Source organism: Curtobacterium sp. MCBD17_021, from assembly GCF_003234525.1.
Lineage (GTDB): Bacteria > Actinomycetota > Actinomycetes > Actinomycetales > Microbacteriaceae > Curtobacterium.
Window position 1 is genome coordinate 159,708 of sequence record NZ_QKTS01000005.1, and the last position, 18,236, is coordinate 177,943.

Annotated in this window: 15 protein-coding genes; 7 read left to right on the plus strand and 8 right to left on the minus strand. The window is 68.9% G+C overall.

Going from position 1 to position 18,236, the window contains the following annotated elements; translation table 11 throughout:
* Positions 1 to 39: 39 nt before the first annotated feature.
* Entirely contained in the window at positions 40 to 1,962 is a 1,923-nt protein-coding gene (typA, locus tag DEI83_RS06915; protein WP_111081041.1) for a translational GTPase TypA, read from the minus strand.
* Between the two features lie 171 nt (positions 1,963 to 2,133).
* On the opposite strand from typA, the gene DEI83_RS06920 reads away from it, so the two are divergent.
* The 4 genes from DEI83_RS06920 (at position 2,134) to DEI83_RS06940 (ending at position 6,246) form a co-directional block, all read left to right on the plus strand.
* Positions 2,134 to 2,883, plus strand: a complete 750-nt coding sequence (locus DEI83_RS06920; protein WP_111081042.1) for a CPBP family intramembrane glutamic endopeptidase — start codon at positions 2,134 to 2,136, stop codon at positions 2,881 to 2,883.
* A 194-nt stretch (positions 2,884 to 3,077) separates the two neighbouring features.
* On the plus strand, positions 3,078 to 4,901 hold the full coding sequence (locus DEI83_RS06930; RefSeq protein WP_181431111.1) for an alpha/beta hydrolase: 1,824 nt from the start codon (positions 3,078 to 3,080) through the stop codon (positions 4,899 to 4,901).
* A 5-nt stretch (positions 4,902 to 4,906) separates the two neighbouring features.
* Complete coding sequence (locus tag DEI83_RS06935; RefSeq protein ID WP_146243260.1) at positions 4,907 to 5,575, plus strand: DUF4148 domain-containing protein; 669 nt, start codon at positions 4,907 to 4,909, stop codon at positions 5,573 to 5,575.
* Positions 5,575 to 6,246 (plus strand): hypothetical protein, encoded by a 672-nt coding sequence (locus tag DEI83_RS06940; protein WP_111081046.1) that lies wholly within the window; start codon positions 5,575 to 5,577, stop codon positions 6,244 to 6,246. The genes DEI83_RS06935 and DEI83_RS06940 overlap by 1 nt, the downstream gene beginning before the upstream one ends.
* A 75-nt stretch (positions 6,247 to 6,321) precedes the next feature.
* Here DEI83_RS06940 and DEI83_RS06945 read toward each other — a convergent pair whose 3' ends face one another.
* From DEI83_RS06945 to DEI83_RS06955, 3 genes are read right to left on the minus strand one after another with little or no spacing between them, the layout of a single operon-like run.
* Entirely contained in the window at positions 6,322 to 8,505 is a 2,184-nt protein-coding gene (locus tag DEI83_RS06945; RefSeq protein ID WP_111081094.1) for an ABC transporter ATP-binding protein, read from the minus strand.
* 26 nt (positions 8,506 to 8,531) lie between these two features.
* Entirely contained in the window at positions 8,532 to 9,542 is a 1,011-nt protein-coding gene (locus DEI83_RS06950) for an ABC transporter permease (protein ID WP_111081047.1), read from the minus strand.
* Position 9,543: 1 nt separating this feature from the next.
* Positions 9,544 to 10,527, minus strand: coding sequence for an ABC transporter permease (locus tag DEI83_RS06955; RefSeq protein ID WP_111081095.1), 984 nt, complete (start codon positions 10,525 to 10,527; stop codon positions 9,544 to 9,546).
* Between the two features lie 144 nt (positions 10,528 to 10,671).
* On the opposite strand from DEI83_RS06955, the gene DEI83_RS06960 reads away from it, so the two are divergent.
* The 3 genes from DEI83_RS06960 to DEI83_RS06970 all read left to right on the plus strand — a co-directional run bounded on the left by DEI83_RS06960 (position 10,672) and on the right by DEI83_RS06970 (position 13,711).
* Positions 10,672 to 12,354 (plus strand): ABC transporter family substrate-binding protein, encoded by a 1,683-nt coding sequence (locus tag DEI83_RS06960; RefSeq protein WP_146243261.1) that lies wholly within the window; start codon positions 10,672 to 10,674, stop codon positions 12,352 to 12,354.
* A gap of 134 nt (positions 12,355 to 12,488) precedes the next feature.
* Positions 12,489 to 12,968 (plus strand): peroxiredoxin, encoded by a 480-nt coding sequence (locus DEI83_RS06965; RefSeq protein ID WP_111081049.1) that lies wholly within the window; start codon positions 12,489 to 12,491, stop codon positions 12,966 to 12,968.
* Positions 12,969 to 13,162: 194 nt separating this feature from the next.
* Positions 13,163 to 13,711: a PH domain-containing protein gene (locus DEI83_RS06970; protein ID WP_111081050.1), complete on the plus strand. Its 549-nt coding sequence runs from the start codon at positions 13,163 to 13,165 to the stop codon at positions 13,709 to 13,711.
* A gap of 20 nt (positions 13,712 to 13,731) precedes the next feature.
* Here the strand turns inward: DEI83_RS06970 and DEI83_RS06975 are convergent, their stop codons facing one another.
* The 4 genes from DEI83_RS06975 to DEI83_RS06990 form a co-directional block, all read right to left on the minus strand.
* Positions 13,732 to 14,139 (minus strand): DUF3566 domain-containing protein, encoded by a 408-nt coding sequence (locus DEI83_RS06975; RefSeq protein WP_111081096.1) that lies wholly within the window; start codon positions 14,137 to 14,139, stop codon positions 13,732 to 13,734.
* 279 nt (positions 14,140 to 14,418) lie between these two features.
* On the minus strand, positions 14,419 to 16,164 hold the full coding sequence (locus DEI83_RS06980) for an ABC transporter ATP-binding protein (RefSeq protein WP_111081051.1): 1,746 nt from the start codon (positions 16,162 to 16,164) through the stop codon (positions 14,419 to 14,421).
* Entirely contained in the window at positions 16,161 to 17,111 is a 951-nt protein-coding gene (locus DEI83_RS06985; RefSeq protein WP_111081052.1) for an ABC transporter permease, read from the minus strand. Before DEI83_RS06985 ends, DEI83_RS06980 begins: the two co-directional genes overlap by 4 nt.
* Entirely contained in the window at positions 17,101 to 18,030 is a 930-nt protein-coding gene (locus tag DEI83_RS06990; protein WP_111081053.1) for an ABC transporter permease, read from the minus strand. The genes DEI83_RS06985 and DEI83_RS06990 overlap by 11 nt, the downstream gene beginning before the upstream one ends.
* Between the last annotated feature and the right edge of the window lie 206 nt (positions 18,031 to 18,236).

Consider the following 18,236-nt stretch of genomic DNA (forward strand, 5'->3'; position numbering starts at 1 on the left):
CGACGGACGGAGGACGGGCCTCCTGGGCGGTGCTGGTGCTCAGGCGTCCTGGCGCTTCAGGCGGGCGTAGGCGCGCTGGCGTGCCTGCGCGTCGAGCTCGACCTTGCGGATGCGGACGGCGTCCGGCGTGACCTCGACGCACTCGTCCTCGCGGGCGAACTCCAGGCACTCCTCGAGCGACAGCTGCCGGGACGGCGTCATCGACTCGAACGTGTCGGCGTTGGCCGACCGCATGTTGGTGAGCTTCTTCTCCTTGGTGATGTTCACGTCCATGTCGTCGGCGCGCGAGTTCTCGCCGATGACCATGCCCTCGTAGACCTCCTCGGTGGGGTTGACGAAGAACGTCATCCGCTCCTGGAGGTTCGTGATGGCGAACGGCGTGACCACACCGGAACGGTCCGAGACGATCGAGCCGTTGATGCGGGTCTGGATCGAGCCGGCCCAGTCGTCGTAACCGTGGAAGATCGCGTTCGCGATGCCGGTGCCACGGGTCTCGGTGAGGAACGACGTCCGGAAGCCGATCAGGCCGCGCGACGGGACGATGAACTCCATCCGGATCCACCCGGTGCCGTGGTTCACCATGTTCTCCATGCGGCCCTTGCGGGCGGCCATGAGCTGGGTGATGGCGCCGAGGTGCTCCTCCGGCGTGTCGATCGTCATGTGCTCGTACGGCTCCTGCAGCTTGCCGTTCTCGTCACGCTTGGTGACGACCTGCGGCTTGCCGACCGTGAGCTCGAAGCCCTCGCGACGCATCTGCTCCACCAGGATGGCGAGCGCGAGCTCACCACGACCCTGGACCTCCCAGGCGTCCGGCCGGCCGATGTCGACGACCTTGAGCGAGACGTTGCCGACGAGTTCGCGGTCCAGACGGTCCTTGACGAGACGCGCGGTGAGCTTGTGGCCCTTGACCTTGCCGACGAGCGGCGAGGTGTTGGTGCCGATCGTCATCGAGATCGCCGGGTCGTCGACCGTGATGGTCGGCAGCGGACGGACGTCCTCCGGGTCACTCAGGGTCTCACCGATGGTGATCGTGTCGAAGCCGGCGACGGCGACGATGTCACCGGGGCCCGCGGACTCGGCCGGGAACCGGTTGAGCGCCTTGGTGATGAGGAGCTCGGTGATGCGGGCGTTCTGGACGGTGCCGTCGTGCTTGACCCACGCGACCGTCTGGCCCTTCTTCATCGTGCCGTGGAAGATACGGAGCAGGGCGAGGCGGCCGAGGAACGGCGAGGCGTCGAGGTTCGTGACGTGCGCCTGCAGCGGGTGCTCGTCGTCGTACGTCGGGGCCGGCACGTGCTGGAGGATCGCTTCGAAGAGCGGCTCGAGGTCGGCGTTGTCGGGCAGCTCGCCGTCGTTCGGCTTGTTGCGGCTGGCGGCACCGGCACGGCCGGAGGCGTACACCACCGGGACGTCGAGGATCGCGTCGAGGTCGAGGTCGTCGACCTCGTCCGCCATGTCGGACGCGAGGCCGAGGAGCAGGTCCTGGGACTCGGAGACGACCTCGTCGATGCGGGAGTCGGGCCGGTCCGTCTTGTTGACGAGCAGGATCACCGGGAGCTTGGCGGCGAGCGCCTTGCGGAGCACGAAGCGGGTCTGGGGCAGGGGGCCCTCTGACGCGTCGACGAGCAGCACGACACCGTCGACCATGGAGAGGCCGCGCTCGACCTCACCGCCGAAGTCGGCGTGGCCGGGGGTGTCGATCACGTTGATGGTGATGGGACCACCCGCGCCGTACTCAGCGGCGTGCTTGCCGTTGTAGAGCACCGACGTGTTCTTCGCGAGGATGGTGATGCCCTTCTCGCGCTCGAGGTCGTTCGAGTCCATCATCCGGTCTTCGCCCTCGAAGTGGGCGTCGAACGAGTTGGTCTGCGTGAGCATCGCGTCGACGAGGGTGGTCTTGCCGTGGTCGACGTGTGCCACGATGGCGACGTTGCGCAGGTCGGACCGAGTGGCGAGCGCCATACAGGACATCCTTTTGTGTTCGGAAGATGATCGGGCGAGCGCCCGGTTTCGGGACCGGCCCGAAGGTGTTCGGGACCAGCCCGAGGAGTGCGGGACGTGCCCGACGGAGTTCGGGACCATGCCCGACTCGCCAGTCTACCGGTAGTTGCGCAACCAGGAGGAGTACACCGCATGAGCCGACGGCGAACGTGGACCGAGATCACCGTCGTGCTGATGCTCTCGCTCGGTGCCAGCGCGCTGTACTCGATCCTGCAGATCGTCGACGACCTGTCGCAGACGACACCCCTGGGCGACCAGTCCACGGCGCTCAACAGCTCGACGACGACGGTGCAGTACGTCGACCTGGCGCGACAGCTGCTCGGCATCGCGGTCGACCTCGCCCCCGTCGCGCTCGTGTGCATGCTGCTCTGGAGCTCCTCCCGCCCGCACCTCGGCCGGCTCGGCATCGACCGGTTCCGGGCTCGGCCGGACCTCGGCGGCGCGGCGCTCATCGCCCTGGGCATCGGCGTCCCCGGGCTGGCGCTCTACTTCACCGGACGTGCGCTCGGCATCACCGTCGCGGTGGACCCGGCTGCACTCGACTCGTACTGGTGGACGATCCCGGTGCTGCTGCTCTCCGCCGTCCGGTCCGGGCTGCAGGAGGAGGTCATCGTCGTCGGCTACCTGTACGCCCGCCTCGGCGACCTGGGGTGGGGCCGCTGGCAGGTGGTCCTGTCCACCGCCGTCCTGCGTGGGAGTTACCACCTGTACCAGGGGTTCGGCGCGTTCATCGGGAACGCCGTGATGGGCGTCGTCTTCGGATGGATCTACACGAAGTGGGGGCGGCTGCTCCCCCTCGTCATCACCCACGTACTGCTCGACGCGACGGTCTTCGTCGGCTACCCGTTCGTCGCGCGGGCGTTCCCCGGACTGTTCTCCTAGCCCGTCCTGGCGGTGCGGTGGCCCCACGTCCACCCCGCCCGTCCGGCCGGGAGGCCCGGTGCGGGTCCGGCGCTGAGCTTCCGGTCCGGCAGCGGGCCTCCGGTCCGGCGTGCTCTCGGTTCTCCACACCGGGACGGTCGCCTCGCTCGTGAAATGCTACGTTCTACACGTCAGCAAGAGCGATGTGGGGGACGATGGGGATCGAGTTCGACGACGCCGCGGCCGTGCGGCTGCTCTCGTGCGCGACCGAGGTCGCGCTGTCACTCCGAGCGAGTGGCGCCGCTCGACGCGCTGCCGCCGAGCACGCCCTGCAGGACTTCCACGGCGCCTACGCACGACTGTTCGAGCAGGCGCGCACGATCGAGTCGGAGGACCGCGTCCGCCTGGTCCGGGCGCTCGACGACCTGGCCGGGCAGCTCCACGTCCTCCGGCGTCAGGCGCACGACGAGCAGCGTCGGCAGCACGACCTGGCGGCATGGTGCGAGCGTGAACGGCAGCGCGACCAGGTGCTCGTCGGCATCGGGGCACCGGTGCGATCCGCGCTGGACTGGAGCGACGCGGTGATCGACCCGAAACCGTCCGAGATGCCGGTCCGCCCGACGCCGCTCACGGCGTGGTTCCGCGCGCGCGCCCGGGTCCGGACGAGCAGCGGCGGGTCCGGCGGCCGCAGTGGCGCGGACCCGGAACGCCTGCGCCGGTCCGCTGCACGCGCCCGCGCACAGGACGCGGCCACCGCCCAGGAACTCACCCGGGTACGGAACGCCTGGGTGACCTTCACCCGGACGTGCGCATGGGTGCCGGTGGACGACGCGACCCTCGTGCCGGGGTTCGAGGACCACCTCGCCGAGAACGCTGCGGACGCTGCGTGGCTCGACCGGATCGCGGACGCCTTCGCCGCTGCCGGAGGCGGGTCCCTGTCCGACGGCGTGCTCGACGTGGCCGGGGCGTCCCGACTGCCCGGGGAGCTCCAGCGCGTCCTCGACCCGTCGTCGACCACCGTCGAGGTCGCGGCGGCCTGGCACGCGCTCGGCCTGTCCGACCAGGACGTCGATGCGCTGCCGCTGACGACGAAGCTGCAGCTCGCCGGGATCGACGGGCTCCCGGCAGCGGTGCGGGACATCGCCTCGCGCGCGGTGCTCCGTGCAGCGGTCGCGGACCCGGGGCGGGTGTACCGGATGCTCGGGCTGCCGTACACGTACGGCGCGGTCGACCTCGAGGAGTTCACGCGGCAGGTCGTGGCGTTGCGGGACGGGCTCGAGCGCGCTGACCAGTCGGCTGCCAGGCTCGCCCCACCGTCGGCGAAGGTCGCTCAGCTGGTCGGGTTCGGAGCCTCGAACGGCGCCCTGGTGGCCGCGATCTCGCTCGGGGACCTCGACACGGCGTCGAACGTGACGGTGAACGTGCCGGGCGCGACGACGACGGTCGGGAGTGCGTCGGAGAAGGTACGCGCTGCACACGGGCTCCTCTCGACGGCAGCGCGTCTGGACCAGAAGTCGTCGTTCGCTGTCGTCTCCTGGTTCGGCTACCGCGCACCGTCCTTCCCCGAGGTGCCGGGCCGAGGCCGGGCCACCACTGGTGGAGCGAACCTGGCTTCGTTCCTCGACGGCGTCGTCGACGCTCGCGCAGATCGCCCTCCGCGGTCGACGACCGTCCTCGGTCATTCCTACGGATCGACGACCGGTGCGGAAGCACTCGCGCAGGCACGGCACAGGATCGACTCCTTCGTCACGTACGGCTCGGTCGGCTTCACCGAGACCACGAAGCCGGACCACCTCAACGCCCACCGCGTGTTCGCGACCGAGGGTCGGGACGACCACGTCGCGGCCCTCGGTCGGTCGAACCGTACAGACCCACGGGAGTTCCCTGGGGTCGAGGTCTTCTCCTCGGAAGTCGGCCCCGGCACGAAGGCCGTCACGGGCCACGAGATGTGTCCACGGCACGGAGTCGGGTACCTCTCGTCCGGGTCGACGGCGCAACGGCACATCGCCGAGATCATCGCGGACGGAGAGCCAGCATGAAGGCCATGAAGACGGAACTGCGCGCGATCGTCGTCGCTGCCCTGACACTCGGGCTGACGGTCAGCTGCGCAGCAGGAGGAACCCCCATGCCGAAGGACGCGGCTGGACTGACACGTGCTGACGTCGCCGAGCTCAGCTTGCACCAGGAGTTCGACCGGTACCGGGAGCACTACGAGGAGATGCAGGGGGTGCTGGCCGCGGCACAGCGTGCGGTCCACCAGGGCGAGTGGGACTGGAACGGTGGTGACGACAACCCGGGGATCGGTGGAGACGGTCGCACTCCCCTTCCCGGTGCAGACGTCGACAACAGCTACTTCCTCGAGTCAAGCCGAGCGTGGACTCCGGAAGGAGCCACGGGATCCAGAACAGACCTCGACCCGATGATCGACTACTTCGCACAACGGGGCTGGGACACCCACGTCGAGCGGGTCGCGGACACCTACTACCTCGACGGCACCGCCCACGACGGCTGGCACGTCGAGTACTTCATCCAACCGAGCGGCCGCTACTCCCTCACCGTTTCGAGCGACCTCTTCTGGACCAACAACGCCGACGCACTCTCCCGGGCGGTGTTCGGACGAGCACCGCTGCGATGGCCGGATCGCTCTTCTCCCGGCGAGTACCCGAAGCCGCCCGAGTGGGACACGCCGATCATCAATCGCCCCACGATCTGATGCAGTCACGAAGACGGACGCTCACCCTCGTCACCCTCGTCGTGGTCGTACTCCTGGCCGGCTGCGCAGCGGGAGCAGCGCACACGACGGAGGACGCAGCCGGACTCACGCAGGACGACGTCGCGGAACTCACGCTGCACGAGGAATTCGACCGGTACCGGGATCGCTACCGACACATGCAGCACCTCCTCGCGGAGACGCAGAACCAGGTACACCACGGAGAACGGGAGTGGGACAGGGGCGACGACCTTCCATTGGATGGATCGAACGGTGTCGCACCGCTCCTCGGCGCGACCTTCGTCAACAGCTACTACCTCCACGCACCACGTACGTGGGCACCGCCCCACGCATCGGGCGCGAAGCGTGACCTCGATCCGATGCTCGAGTCCTTCAGGACGAAGGGATGGACGTTCCGAGTGCGAGCGATCTCGGGCAGTCACGAGGTCTGGGCGTGGACCGGGGACGGGTGGCGGATCCAGTACTCCCTCGACGTCGACGGCCGGTACTCCCTCGACGTCTACAGCGAACCGTTCTGGACCAACGACTCCGATGCGCTGTCCGCAGCCGTCTACGGTCGAGCAACGCTGGACTGGCCGACCGAGTCCCGACCGGGTGAGTACCCGACGCCGCCGACGTGGGACGATCCGGTCGTCAACCACCCGAAGATCTGAGCAGGCGGTCGGTGCACGGAGACGGACGGGAGGCGGCGTGCAGTCCGTGCGCACCGCCTCCCGTCCGGCATCCGGTTACGCCGCGATCGAGGGCACCTTCTCCGGGTAGTGGCACGCCGCCCGGTGGTCGACGTCCTCGCCGCGACGCGGCGCCTTCTCCGGCTCCTCCTGCTCGCACCGGCGCCGCTCGTCCTCCGGAAGGAGCGCGTAGAGCGGGCAGCGCGACCGGAACCGGCACCCGGTCGGGCGCTCGGTCGGGCTGGGCGGGTCCCCCGGCAGCAGGATCGTCTTCCGTGCGCGCTCGACGACCGGGTCCGGTACCGGCACCGCCGACATGAGTGCCGCGGTGTACGGGTGCATCGGGCGCTCGAAGACGTCGTCGACGGCGCCTTCCTCGACGGTGCGACCGAGGTACATCACGCTGACGCGGTCGGCGACGTGTCGGATGACCGACAGGTCGTGCGACACGAACAGGTAGGACAGTCCGAGCCGTGCCTTGAGCTCGGCGAGCAGGTTGAGCACGCCGGCCTGGATGGAGACGTCGAGCGCGGAGACCGGCTCGTCCAGCACCACGAGGTCCGGCTCGACGGCGAGGGCGCGTGCGATCGAGATGCGCTGTCGCTGGCCGCCGGAGAACTCGTGCGGGTACCGGTCGGCCTCGGCTGCCCGCAGACCGACGAGCTCGAGCAGCTCCGGCACGCGCTCGCTGATGCGCGACGCCGGTGCACCGACCGCGCGGAGCGGTTCGGCGACGACGTCGTACACCGACATGCGCGGGTCCAGGCTGGCGGAGGGGTCCTGGAACACCATCGAGATGCGCTGCCGCAGGGCACGGGTGCCGGCAGCACCCCGGGCGGTCGCTTCGGCGAGTGACTCCCCGAACAGCTCGACCGTGCCGGCCTCGGGCCGGTCGAGGTCCATGAGCTGGTGCAGGGTCGTCGACTTGCCGGAGCCGGACTCCCCGACGAGGCCGAGGGTCTCACCGCGGCGGATGTCGAGGTCGACCCCGTCGACGGCGTAGACGTCACCGACCTTGCGGCGGAAGACGGACCCCTTGACGAGCGGGAACGTCTTCGTCAGGCCCTCGACGTGCACGACGGGCTCGCGGGCGGTCCGCGCCGCCTCGAACGCGACGGCATCGGCGTCCTGCGGGATGACGGGGAGCGAGAAGATCCGGCCGGCATCGGCGTGCTCGGCGGCGACCTCCGCCGTGCGGTGGCAGGCGGCGGTGTGTCCGGCCGACGCCGTCCGGGCGGCCGCGGCGATCGTGTCCGCGCCGTCACCGACGCCGACGGGCGGCGCGAGCACCGGCTCGGTGGACCGGCAGACCTCGCTGACCAACGGGCACCGATCCGCGAAGGGGCAGGCGTCCGGCAGGCCGATGAGCGACGGCGGTGCGCCTGGGATCGGCACGAGCGGTGACCGGTCGGTGGCGTCGAGCCTCGGCAGCGCGCCGATGAGCCCGATCGTGTACGGCATCCGCGGGCGGGCGAAGAGCTCCTCGGCCGTGGCCGTCTCGACGATCCGACCGGCGTACATGACCGCGATCCGGTCGGCGATCCCCGCGATGACGCCGAGGTCGTGGCTGACGAACACCAGCGCGGCACCGGTCTCGCGTTGCGCGGTCCGGAGCACCTCGATGATCTGTGCCTGGATCGTCACGTCCAGCGCGGTGGTCGGCTCGTCCGCCAGGATCACGTCCGGGTCGTTCGCCATGGCCATCGCGATCATGGCACGCTGGCGCATGCCGCCGGAGAACTCGTGCGGGAAGGCGTCCACGCGGCGGCTCGGCTCCGGGATGCCGACGAGTTCGAGGAGTTCGATGGCCCGTGCTCGCGCCTCCGCCTTCGAGGCTCCGCGGTGCAGTCGGACCGTCTCGGCGATCTGGTCGCCGATCGTGTACACCGGCGTGAACGCGGACAGCGGGTCCTGGAAGACCATCGCGACCTTGTCCCCGCGGAGCCGGCTCAGCTGCTTGTCCGACCGGCCGAGCAGCTCCTCACCGTCGAGCTCGACCGACCCGCTGACCTTCGTGGTGTCGGGCAGGAGTCCGAGGACCGCCATGCTCGTCACCGACTTGCCCGACCCGGACTCGCCGACGATGCCGAGCACCTCGCCCCGGCGGAGTTCGAGGTCCACGCCCCGGACCGCGTGCACGGTCCCCCGCGGGGTCGGGAACCGGACGTGGAGGTCCCGGACCCGCACGATCGGCTCCGTGGTGATCGCGCCCGTGGTCGAGCCGTTCGTGATGGTGCTCATGCTGCTTCCCCGGTCGTCCGCGACGCTCATGCGCCCGATCCGGCCTGTGTGTTCAGTGCGGCCACGTCGACGGCCGCCTGGTTCTGGTCCCGACGGCGGTTGCGCTTCTGCCGCTTGCCGGTCGTCGAGGTCGGGTCCAGCGCGTCGCGGAGCCCGTCCCCGATGAGGTTCGCCGCGATCGCGAAGACCACGAGCGCCCCGGCGGCGAAGTAGAACAGCCACGGACTCGTCAGGGCGTTGTCCTGGTTCTGGGCGATGAGCGTCCCGAGCGAGACGTCCGGTGCCTGGACACCGAAGCCGAAGTAGCTCAGCGTCGTCTCGCCGAGCACCGCGGTCGCGACCTGGATGGTGCCGTCGATGATGAGGAACGACGCCACGTTCGGCAGGATGTGGCGGAAGATGATCCGGAACGGCCCGATGCCCATGTACCGGGCGGCCCGCACGAACTCGCGTTCCTTCACCGACAGCGTCATGGCCCGCACGACCCGTGCCGTGATCATCCAGCCGAAGACGGTGATGAGGACCACGAGGACGATCCATCCGGCGTTCTGGATGCGCGGGCTGATGATGGCGATGATGAGGAACGACGGCAGCACGAGCAGCATGTCGACGAAGAACATCACGATGCGGTCGACCCAGCCGCCGAAGTAGCCCGCCGCTGCCCCGGTGATCGCCGCGATCGCGGTCGAGAACACCGCGACGAGCAGCCCGATGAGCAGGCTCTTCTGCATGCCCCGCGCGGTCTGGGCGAAGACGTCCTGCCCGATGCCGTTCGTCCCGAACCAGTGCGCGCCGCTCGGGGGCCGGGTGAACGACGTGTAGTCGATCTCGGAGTACTGCCACGGGCTGACGAGCGGCCCGATGAAGGCGAAGGCGAACAGCAGCAGGACGACGACGACGCCGATCCCGGCACCGCGGTTCATGAAGAGCCGGCGCACCGTCTGGAGGAGCCGGTTGCCCTGCCCCGTCGGTCGGGTCGGCACGTCGCTGCGCGCGACGAGCGTCGGGTCGACGGGTTCGATCCGGGTGTCGGTCATGTCATGCCCTCCTGACGCGCGGGTCGAGCGCTGCGGTCGCGAGGTCTGCGAGGAACCCGGCGACGAGCACCACCACGGCCGCGAACAGCGTGTACGCCGTGACCACGTTGACGTCGTTGTTGTTCACCGCGTCGATGAACCACGACCCGAGCCCGTTCCAGGCGAAGATCTTCTCGGTGAGGGTCGCACCGGTCAGGATGCCGAGGAACCCGTAGGCGAAGAGCGTGGTCATCGGGATGAGCGCGGTGCGGAGGCCGTGCTTGAACGTCGCCCGTCCGCGCGTGAGTCCCTTCGCCCTGGCGGTCCGGAGGAAGTCGGAGCCGAGCACGTCGAGCATCGTCGCCCGCTGGTACCGGCTGTAGATCGCGATGAGGCCGACGGCGATCGAGATCGTCGGCAGGAGCAGGTGCACCCCGCGGTCGACGAGCAGTGTCCACGGTGTCCCGTCGAGCCCCGGGGTCGCCTCCCCGGTGAAGTTGACGAGCTGCCGGCCGGCGTCCTGGTTGAGCTTCGTCGCACCGATCTTGAGGAACACCGCGGTGAGGAAGACGGGCGTGGAGAACAGCACGATCGAGATCGCCGCGCTCACGCGGTCCGAGATCCGGTACTGGCGGATCGCGTTCCACACGCCGACGAGCACTCCGAGCACGATGCCCGCGACCGACCCGACGAGCAACAGCCGGAGACTCACCCCGAGCCGCGGGAAGAACTGCTCGTTCACCGAACGGTCCTGGATCGTCTGCCCGAGGTCGCCATGCACGACGTCACCGAGCCAGTGCGTGTACCGCACCGCGACCGGCGTCTTGTCGTTGACGCCGATGTCGTCGAGCTTCGCGTCGATGACCTGGGCCGAGGGTGCGGGGTTGCGCTCCGCGTAGACGGATCGAGGGCTGAACGTCGCCGAGGCCAGGAAGTACGTCAGCGAGGTCGCGAGGAACACGAGCACGACGTAGTACACGAGTCGACGCGCCAGGAAGCGGATCATGGAGGCCACCATAGGGCCTGGTTTGTTTCCGGTACATGTCGCCGGACGACCCGCTTCGTAACGAACGGACGTCGTGTGCAGAAAAAGCGCTCTACCCCCGTCGGAGGGCCCTAGGCTCGACGACAACTTCCAGAGGGGAACCACATGAAGCACAGGAAAGTCCTCGCGGTGACGGCGGCCCTCGCCGGCATCGCCCTCGCCGTGACCGGCTGCGCAGGCGGCTCCGGCGACTCCGGCGGAACCAGCGGGAACGACTCGGGCAAGAAGACGCTGCCGACCTCGGCTCAGATCAACGCCACGCCGGTGTCCGACCTGCAGGACGGCGGCACGCTCCGTCTGCCGATCTCGCAGTGGGTCTCGCAGTGGAACTACAACCAGGTCGACGGCCCACTCGTCGACGCGTCGACGATCGAACAGGCGACGATGCCGTTCATCTACACGATCGACGCGAAGGGCGCTCCGACGCTCAACAGGGACTACGTGACCAAGGCCGAGGTCACGAGCGACGACCCGCTCACGATCGAGTACACGATCAACGACCAGGCGCAGTGGAACGACGGCACGCCGATCACCTGGCGTGACTTCGAGAACGAGTGGAAGACCACGAACGGCGAGGACGAGGCGTACCTGATCGCCGGCGCGACCGGCTACGAGGACATCGAGTCCGTCACGAAGGGCGCGACCGACCGTGACGTCGTCGTGCGGTTCGCGACGCCGTTCTCGGACTGGAAGTCGCTGTTCAGCCCGCTCTACCCCGCGAGCCAGACGAGTACGCCCGAGCAGTTCAACAACGGCTACAAGGGCAAGGTCCCGGTCTCCTCGGGTCCCTACGAGATCACGGACCTCGACGAGACGGCCGGCACCGTCACGATGAAGCCGGACGACAACTGGTGGGGCGACGAGCCGAAGCTCGACCAGGTCATCTTCCGCTCGCTGGACGGCAACGCCGACGTGGACGCGTACCTCAACAAGGAGATCGACTCCGTCCTGACCACGACGTCGGAGCGGTTCGACCGGGTGAAGGACGCGAAGAACACGAAGATCCTCGCGTCGACCTCGGCCCAGTACACGCACGTGGACTTCTCGTCCAGCGGCCTGCTCAAGGACAAGCAGCTCCGGCTGGCGATCCAGCACGCGGTGAACCGCGACGCGCTCGCGCAGGTCATCGGCGGCACCCTTCCCTACAAGCTCGGCACGCTCGACAACCACCTGTTCCTGTCCACGGACAAGGGCTACACGTCGAACACCAAGCCGAACGCCACGTTCGACGTCGAGAAGGCGAAGCAACTGCTCGACGACGACGGTTGGAAGACCGACGGTGAGTACCGGTCGAAGGGTGGGAAGAAGCTGTCCATCGCGATCACCATCCCGTCCGGCGCTCCGACGTCCCAGCAGCTGGCGCAGGTCATGCAGCAGCAGCTGAAGGAGGTCGGCGTCGAGCTGAAGCTGAAGTCCGTCGCCACCGACGACTTCTTCGAGCAGTACGTCACACCGGGCAACTACGACATGACGATCTTCGTCTGGGGTGGGACCGGCTTCCACTCGAGCAGCGCGACGATCTACACCTCGGGCGACACCGGTCAGAACTACGGCCGCGTCAGCTCGAACGCGATCGACAAGCTGACCGAGAAGGCCCTGTCCGAGCCGGACACCGACAAGGCGAACGCCATCTGGAACCAGATCGACGAGCAGGTGTGGGCGATCGGGCACTCGATGCCGATCACCGCGAAGCCTGCGCTGGTCGCGCAGAACCCGAAGCTCGCCAACTACGGCGCCTTCGCGGGCGCGCAGAACATCGACTGGACCAAGGTCGGGTTCACCGGCTAGCGGACGCCGCTGATCGAACCACGAGGGGCCGGACGCATCGCGTCCGGCCCCTCGTCGGATCCGGTGTGCGCTCTCGCAGCCGATTCGCGGTGCCGTCCCCGGGTCAGTGCACCGACCGACCGTACTGTTGGGCCATGGCCATCCCCGAGACCGGGTCCGCGGCGCCGGGCTTCACCCTCCCCGGCATGCTCGTCCGCCAGGGCGTCCGCACCGACGCCGAGTACTCGCTCGCGTCCGAGATCGGTCGCCCCGTCGTGCTCGCCTTCTACCCCGGCGACGCGACCCCGGTCTGCACGGCGCAGCTCTGCTCCTACCAGGAGGAACTCGACGACTTCCGCGACCTCGGCGCGGTCGTGTGGGGCATCAGTCCGCAGGGACTCGACTCGCACGAGGGCTTCGCCCGCGGGTCGTCGCTCACCTTCCCCCTGCTCTCGGACGTCGGTGGGGACGTCATCCGTGCCTACGGCGTCCACGTCCCGGGCCTCGGACTCCGTCGTTCCGTGTTCGTCATCGGTCCCGACGGTGTGGTCCGCTGGCGACACGTCGGGCTCGTGGGACTGCGGTTCCCGCGCGCCGAGGTCATCCGCGAGCAGATCGAGCTGCTCGTCGCCTGATCCGTCGACAGTCCGACCCGTTGACAGCCGGACCCGTCGGGGTGACCATGGTCTGCACGAAGACCTCCGGGTTCGCCTCCTCGGGACATCGGGTCTCCCGCCGGTACGCGCACGGCCTGTCTGGTCCGCTCGGTTGGTGGTCCCGAGGAGGCGCTCTCGTCGCTCTCGCGCAGGTCGTCTCATAGGCTTGCCCCATGCCCGCCCGGATCGTCGCGACGAACATGCGCCGCTTCGCCGTCGCCCTCTGGGTCGTCGCCGCAGCCCTCGTCGTCATCGGCCTCGTCACCAACGGGCCGAGTGCCGCGCTGCTCGTCCCCGTCCCGTCACTGTTCACCGCATGGTTCGCCTGGGTCGTGCTGTGGCGACCGCGGATCGAACTCACGGCGGACGCCCTGGTCGTCGTGGACGTCCGTCGCACCACCCGGTTCGCCTGGCGGCGCGTGCGGGCGGTGCGGACGAAGTACGGGCTCGAGGTCGTCACCGACCAGGGTGAGCACCGTGTCTGGATCGCGCCCCGGCCGAACGCCCGGCTCACGCTCGTCCGACCGGGAGGCTCGGTGCCGGTGGACGTCGACGCAGCGGCCGACGAGATCCGTGCCGTCGTCCCGCCGCCGCTCGTGTACGACGGTGATCCCCCCGCCACGGTGACGGCCGCGCCGATCGTGCACGAGGCGCACGGCTGGGCGATCGTGGCCCTGGTGGTGCTCGGCATCGCCGGGAGCCTGGCCGGCGCTCGTCTCTGAGCCGGCGGTCCCGACACGTCTCAGTCGTTGGCGAGGCCCACGAGGACGCCGCCCGTGATCCGCACGCTGAGGTTGTACAGGACGCTGACCACGGCGCCCAGCACGGTCCCGACGACGACGTCGAGGACGCCGACCACGATCGAGAACCCGACGACCTGGCCCAGCGAGAACTGGTCCATGACCGAGTAGCTGCTCTGCCCGGTGACGTCCTGCAACAGCCCGTCGGCCTCGTCGAACACCCCGGTCTGGTCGAGGATGCCCCACACGAGCGCCGTGGCGACGACGAGCACGATCGACACGGCCAGGGCGATGAGGAACGACAGCTTCACCATCGACCAGAAGTCGACGTACACCAGGCGGAGTCGGACCTGACGCGTCCCACTGGGACGTCTCGTCTTCTGCTGGAGCTTCTCGGCGACACTACTCATCGTGTGACTCGTCATCTCCGACCCGGGTGAGGTCGGCGTCGGTGGGCAGGTCGGTGGGAGCGCCGAACACGACGGGCCCACCGTCCGTCGCGCCGGTGCGCGGCTTCCAGGCTAGGAGCGACGGGTCCTCGTCACATCAGTCGGACGGCGGAACCCGTCCGACGACCGGACGATGTGTGGCGGCGGCAGGACAAGCCTCCCGTCCGCTCCGCAGACGACGGAACGCGCCTCCCCGGTACCGGGGAGGCGCGTTCCGTGGTGGCGGCGGAGCGGTCCGGGTCAGCGGCCGAACTCGAAGCCCGCGCCGGGGATGGCGGCCAGCAGGTCCTTCGTGTACTGCTCACGCGGGTTGGCGAAGACCTCGTCGGTCGTCGCCTTCTCGACGATCTGGCCCTTGCGCATGACGCAGACGTTGTCCGCGACGAGGCGGACCACCGCGAGGTCGTGCGTGATGAACAGGTAGGTCAAGCCGAGCTCGGACTGCAGCTCGGTCAGCAGGTCGAGGATCTGCCCCTGCACGAGCACGTCGAGAGCCGAGACCGCCTCGTCGAGCACGATGACCTCGGGCTTGAGCGCGAGCGCACGCGCGACGGCGATGCGCTGGCGCTGTCCACCGGACAGCTCGCTCGGGTAGCGGTTCACCATCGACTTCGGCAGCGCGACCTGGTCGAGCAGCTCGAGCACCCGCGCACGACGGGAGGCCTTGTCGCCGACCTTGTGCGTGGTGAGCGGCTCCGCGATCGTGTTCCCGACGTTGTACATCGGGTCCAGCGAGCCGTACGGGTCCTGGAACACCGGCTGGACGCGACGACGGAAGTCGAACAGGTCCTTGCCCTTGAGGGCGCCGATGTCGATGCCGTCGAACTGCACCGAGCCCGACGTGATCGACTCCAGCTGCAGCACGAGCTTCGCCACCGTCGACTTGCCGGAGCCGGACTCGCCGACGAGCGCCGTGGTGGTGCCCTTCGGGATCGAGAACGAGACACCGTCGACGGCCTTCAGCTCACGCGTGGCGACGCCCTGCCCGCGCAGCTTGTAGACCTTCTGCAGGTCCTTGACGACGATGAGGTCCTCGGTCGGCTTGCTCTCACGCTCGTGGGCACGGGCGAGGAGTTCGTCGTCCTCGCTGCCGGTACCGGAAGCGATGTCGATCGACTGGTGCTGGACCTTCGACTGGATGCGGCGGCTCGCGAGCGACGGCGCAGCAGCGACGAGACGCTGTGTGTACGGGTGCTGCGGGTTCGCCAGGATCTCCTTCGACGGACCGGCCTCGACGACCTGCCCCTTGTACATCACCACGAGCTTCTCGGCGCGCTCGGCGGCGAGACCGAGGTCGTGGGTGATGAACAGCACCGAGGTGCCGAAGTCGCGCGTCAGGCTCTCGAGGTGGTCGAGGATGACCCGCTGCACGGTGACGTCGAGCGCGGAGGTCGGCTCGTCGGCGATGAGCAGCTTCGGACGGCTCGACAGACCGATTCCGATGAGCACACGCTGGCGCATGCCGCCGGAGAACTCGTGCGGGTACTGCTTGAGGCGGCTCTCGGCGTCACCGAGCCCGGCCTCCTGCAGGACCTCTATCGCCCGGGCGCGGATGGCGGACTTGCCGGTCGCCATGCCGTTCGCCTTGATGGCCTCCTCGACCTGGAACCCGATCTTCCAGAGCGGGTTGAGGTTCGACATCGGGTCCTGCGGGACGTACCCGATCTCGGTGCCGCGGATCTCGGCGAGCTGCTTCTCGCTGAGGCCGACGAGCTCGCGCCCGTTCAGCTTGATCGAGCCGCCGGTGATCGTGCCGGTGCCCGGGAGCAACTTGATGATCGCCTGGGCGCTGGTGGACTTGCCCGAGCCGGACTCGCCCACGATCGCGAGGCGCTCGCCCTGCTCGAGGGTCATGTTCACGCCACGGACTGCCTGGACGAGGCCGCTCTGCGTCTGGAACCCCACGTGCAGGTCGGTGATCTCGAGCAGCGGCGCGCCGGGGGTGCCGGACGTGCGGGCGTTCGGCTGGGTGAGTGTCTCGCTCATCGGCGGGCCCTCGCCTTCGGGTCGAGCGCGTCGCGGACCACGTCACCGAGGAGGAGGAACGCGAGCACGGTGATGGACAGGGCGGCGGACGGCCAGAAGATCGTCGACGGGTTCGTGCGGATCGACGTGCGCGCCGTGCCGATGTCGAGGCCCCAGCTGAGCGCCGACGGCGGCAGACCGATACCGAGGAACGACAGCGTCGCCTCGGCCACGATGAACGTGCCGAGCGAGACGGTGGCGACGACGATGACCGGTGCGAGCGAGTTCGGGATGACGTGCTTGACCAGGGTCTGGAAGCGCCCGACGCCGAGGGCCGCGGAGGCGGTCACGTAGTCGGCCTGCCTGGCGCTGAGCACGGCGCCACGCATGATGCGGGCGATCTGCGGCCAGGCGAACACCGCGAGCACGAGGGACACGGTCACCGCGTTGCGCTGCGGGATCACGGACATGATGACGATCGCGCCGAGGACGGTCGGGATCGAGAAGAAGATGTCCGCGATGCGGGACACGACCGCGTCGAGCCATCCGCCGTAGAACCCGGCGATGGAACCGACGACGATGCCGACGATCGTCACGAGGACGGTCGCGAGCAGGCCGACGATCAGGGAGTTCTGCGCACCCCAGATGACGCGGGCGTACACGTCGGATCCCTGGCGGGTGTACCCGAGCGGGTGACCGGCGCGAGGGCCCTCGTCGCTGTAGTCGAGGTTCGCGGCACGCGGGTCGATGTGCGTGAACAGCCCCGGCACGACGGCGACGACGACGATGAGCAGGATGAGGACGGCGGAGATCCAGAACGTCGGGCGACGACGCATCGACTCCCAGGCGTCGGTCCAGAGGGAACGGGTCTTCTCGTCCTCGTTGACCTGGTCGACCGCCTGCAGCGGGGTCTCCTCGATCGGTGCGACGTAGTGCGTCGCCGAACGGGGTTCGGTGTTACTTGGCATAGCGGATCCTCGGGTCCAGGACGGCGTAGAGCAGGTCGACCAGGAGGTTGGCGAGCATGAAGATGATGACCATCACGGCGACGAACGACACGACCGTCGGGCCTTCGCCGAGGGTGACGGCCTTGTAGACCGTCCCACCGACGCCGTTGATGTTGAAGATGCCCTCGGTCACGATCGCGCCGACCATCAGGCTGCCGATGTCGACACCGAGGTACGTGACGACCGGGATGAGCGAGTTCCGGAAGATGTGGACGCTGACCACACGGCGACGGGACAGGCCCTTCGCGGTCGCGGTCCGGACGAAGTCGGCGCTGGTGTTCTCGCTGACGCTCGCACGCGTCAGACGCACGATGTACGCGAACGACACGGTCGCGAGCACGATCGCCGGCAGCACGAGCTCGGACCACGGCGCCTGGCCGGACACCGTCACCCGGAAGAGCCCGAGGTTGATGCCGAAGACGTACTGCAGCACGAAGCCGACGACGAAGGTCGGGACCGAGATGAGCAGGAGCGACACGACGAGCGCGGTGGCGTCGAACCACTTGCCCTTGCGGAGACCCGCGATGACGCCGACGACGATGCCGGCGACTGCCTCGAAGACGAGGGCGAGGAGCGCGAGTCGAGCCGTGATCGGGAACGCGGTGGCGAGCTGCTGGCTGACCGGGAGGCCCGAGTACGTCAGCCCGAGGTCACCGCGGAAGAGACCGCCGACCCACAGGAGGTACTGGACGAGGAACGGCTTGTCCAGGTTGTACTGCGCCCGGAGCTGCTCGATCACCTGCGGCGACGGCTGTCGGTCGCCGAACAGCGCGGCGATCGGGTCGCCGGGCAGCGAGAAGACCATGAAGTAGATGAGGAACGTGGCCCCGAAGAACACGGGGATGAGTTGCAGGAGGCGCTTGCCGAGGTACCAGAGCATCAGATCCCTGCCTGGTTCGCTGCGCGCATGTCGTTCAGGTTCATGTCGTGTGGGGTGGACGGTCCGAGGGTCGGCACGGGTGTCCGGTGCGGGCGGCGGCGCCCGCGTTCGTGGGGGAAGGTGTAGCTGCCGTGGTACGGGGGTTCGGGGACCGTGTGGTCCCCGAACCCCCGTCCGGTTGGCCGCGGAGCAGGATACCTGCTCGC

Bases quoted from the DNA above. Each gene is read 5' to 3' on its own strand.
- DEI83_RS06955 (WP_111081095.1), bottom strand. From the start codon at position 10,527: ATGATCCGCTTCCTGGCGCGTCGACTCGTGTACTACGTCGTGCTCGTG.
- DEI83_RS06950 (WP_111081047.1), bottom strand. From the start codon at position 9,542: ATGACCGACACCCGGATCGAACCCGTCGACCCGACGCTCGTCGCGCGC.
- DEI83_RS06970 (WP_111081050.1), top strand. From the start codon at position 13,163: ATGCCCGCCCGGATCGTCGCGACGAACATGCGCCGCTTCGCCGTCGCC.
- DEI83_RS06980 (WP_111081051.1), bottom strand. From the start codon at position 16,164: ATGAGCGAGACACTCACCCAGCCGAACGCCCGCACGTCCGGCACCCCC.
- DEI83_RS06990 (WP_111081053.1), bottom strand. From the start codon at position 18,030: ATGCTCTGGTACCTCGGCAAGCGCCTCCTGCAACTCATCCCCGTGTTC.
- DEI83_RS06985 (WP_111081052.1), bottom strand. From the start codon at position 17,111: ATGCCAAGTAACACCGAACCCCGTTCGGCGACGCACTACGTCGCACCG.
- DEI83_RS06965 (WP_111081049.1), top strand. From the start codon at position 12,489: ATGGCCATCCCCGAGACCGGGTCCGCGGCGCCGGGCTTCACCCTCCCC.
- DEI83_RS06920 (WP_111081042.1), top strand. From the start codon at position 2,134: ATGAGCCGACGGCGAACGTGGACCGAGATCACCGTCGTGCTGATGCTC.
- DEI83_RS06960 (WP_146243261.1), top strand. From the start codon at position 10,672: ATGAAGCACAGGAAAGTCCTCGCGGTGACGGCGGCCCTCGCCGGCATC.
- DEI83_RS06940 (WP_111081046.1), top strand. From the start codon at position 5,575: ATGCAGTCACGAAGACGGACGCTCACCCTCGTCACCCTCGTCGTGGTC.
- typA (WP_111081041.1), bottom strand. From the start codon at position 1,962: ATGGCGCTCGCCACTCGGTCCGACCTGCGCAACGTCGCCATCGTGGCA.
- DEI83_RS06975 (WP_111081096.1), bottom strand. From the start codon at position 14,139: ATGAGTAGTGTCGCCGAGAAGCTCCAGCAGAAGACGAGACGTCCCAGT.
- DEI83_RS06935 (WP_146243260.1), top strand. From the start codon at position 4,907: ATGAAGACGGAACTGCGCGCGATCGTCGTCGCTGCCCTGACACTCGGG.
- DEI83_RS06945 (WP_111081094.1), bottom strand. From the start codon at position 8,505: ATGAGCACCATCACGAACGGCTCGACCACGGGCGCGATCACCACGGAG.
- DEI83_RS06930 (WP_181431111.1), top strand. From the start codon at position 3,078: ATGGGGATCGAGTTCGACGACGCCGCGGCCGTGCGGCTGCTCTCGTGC.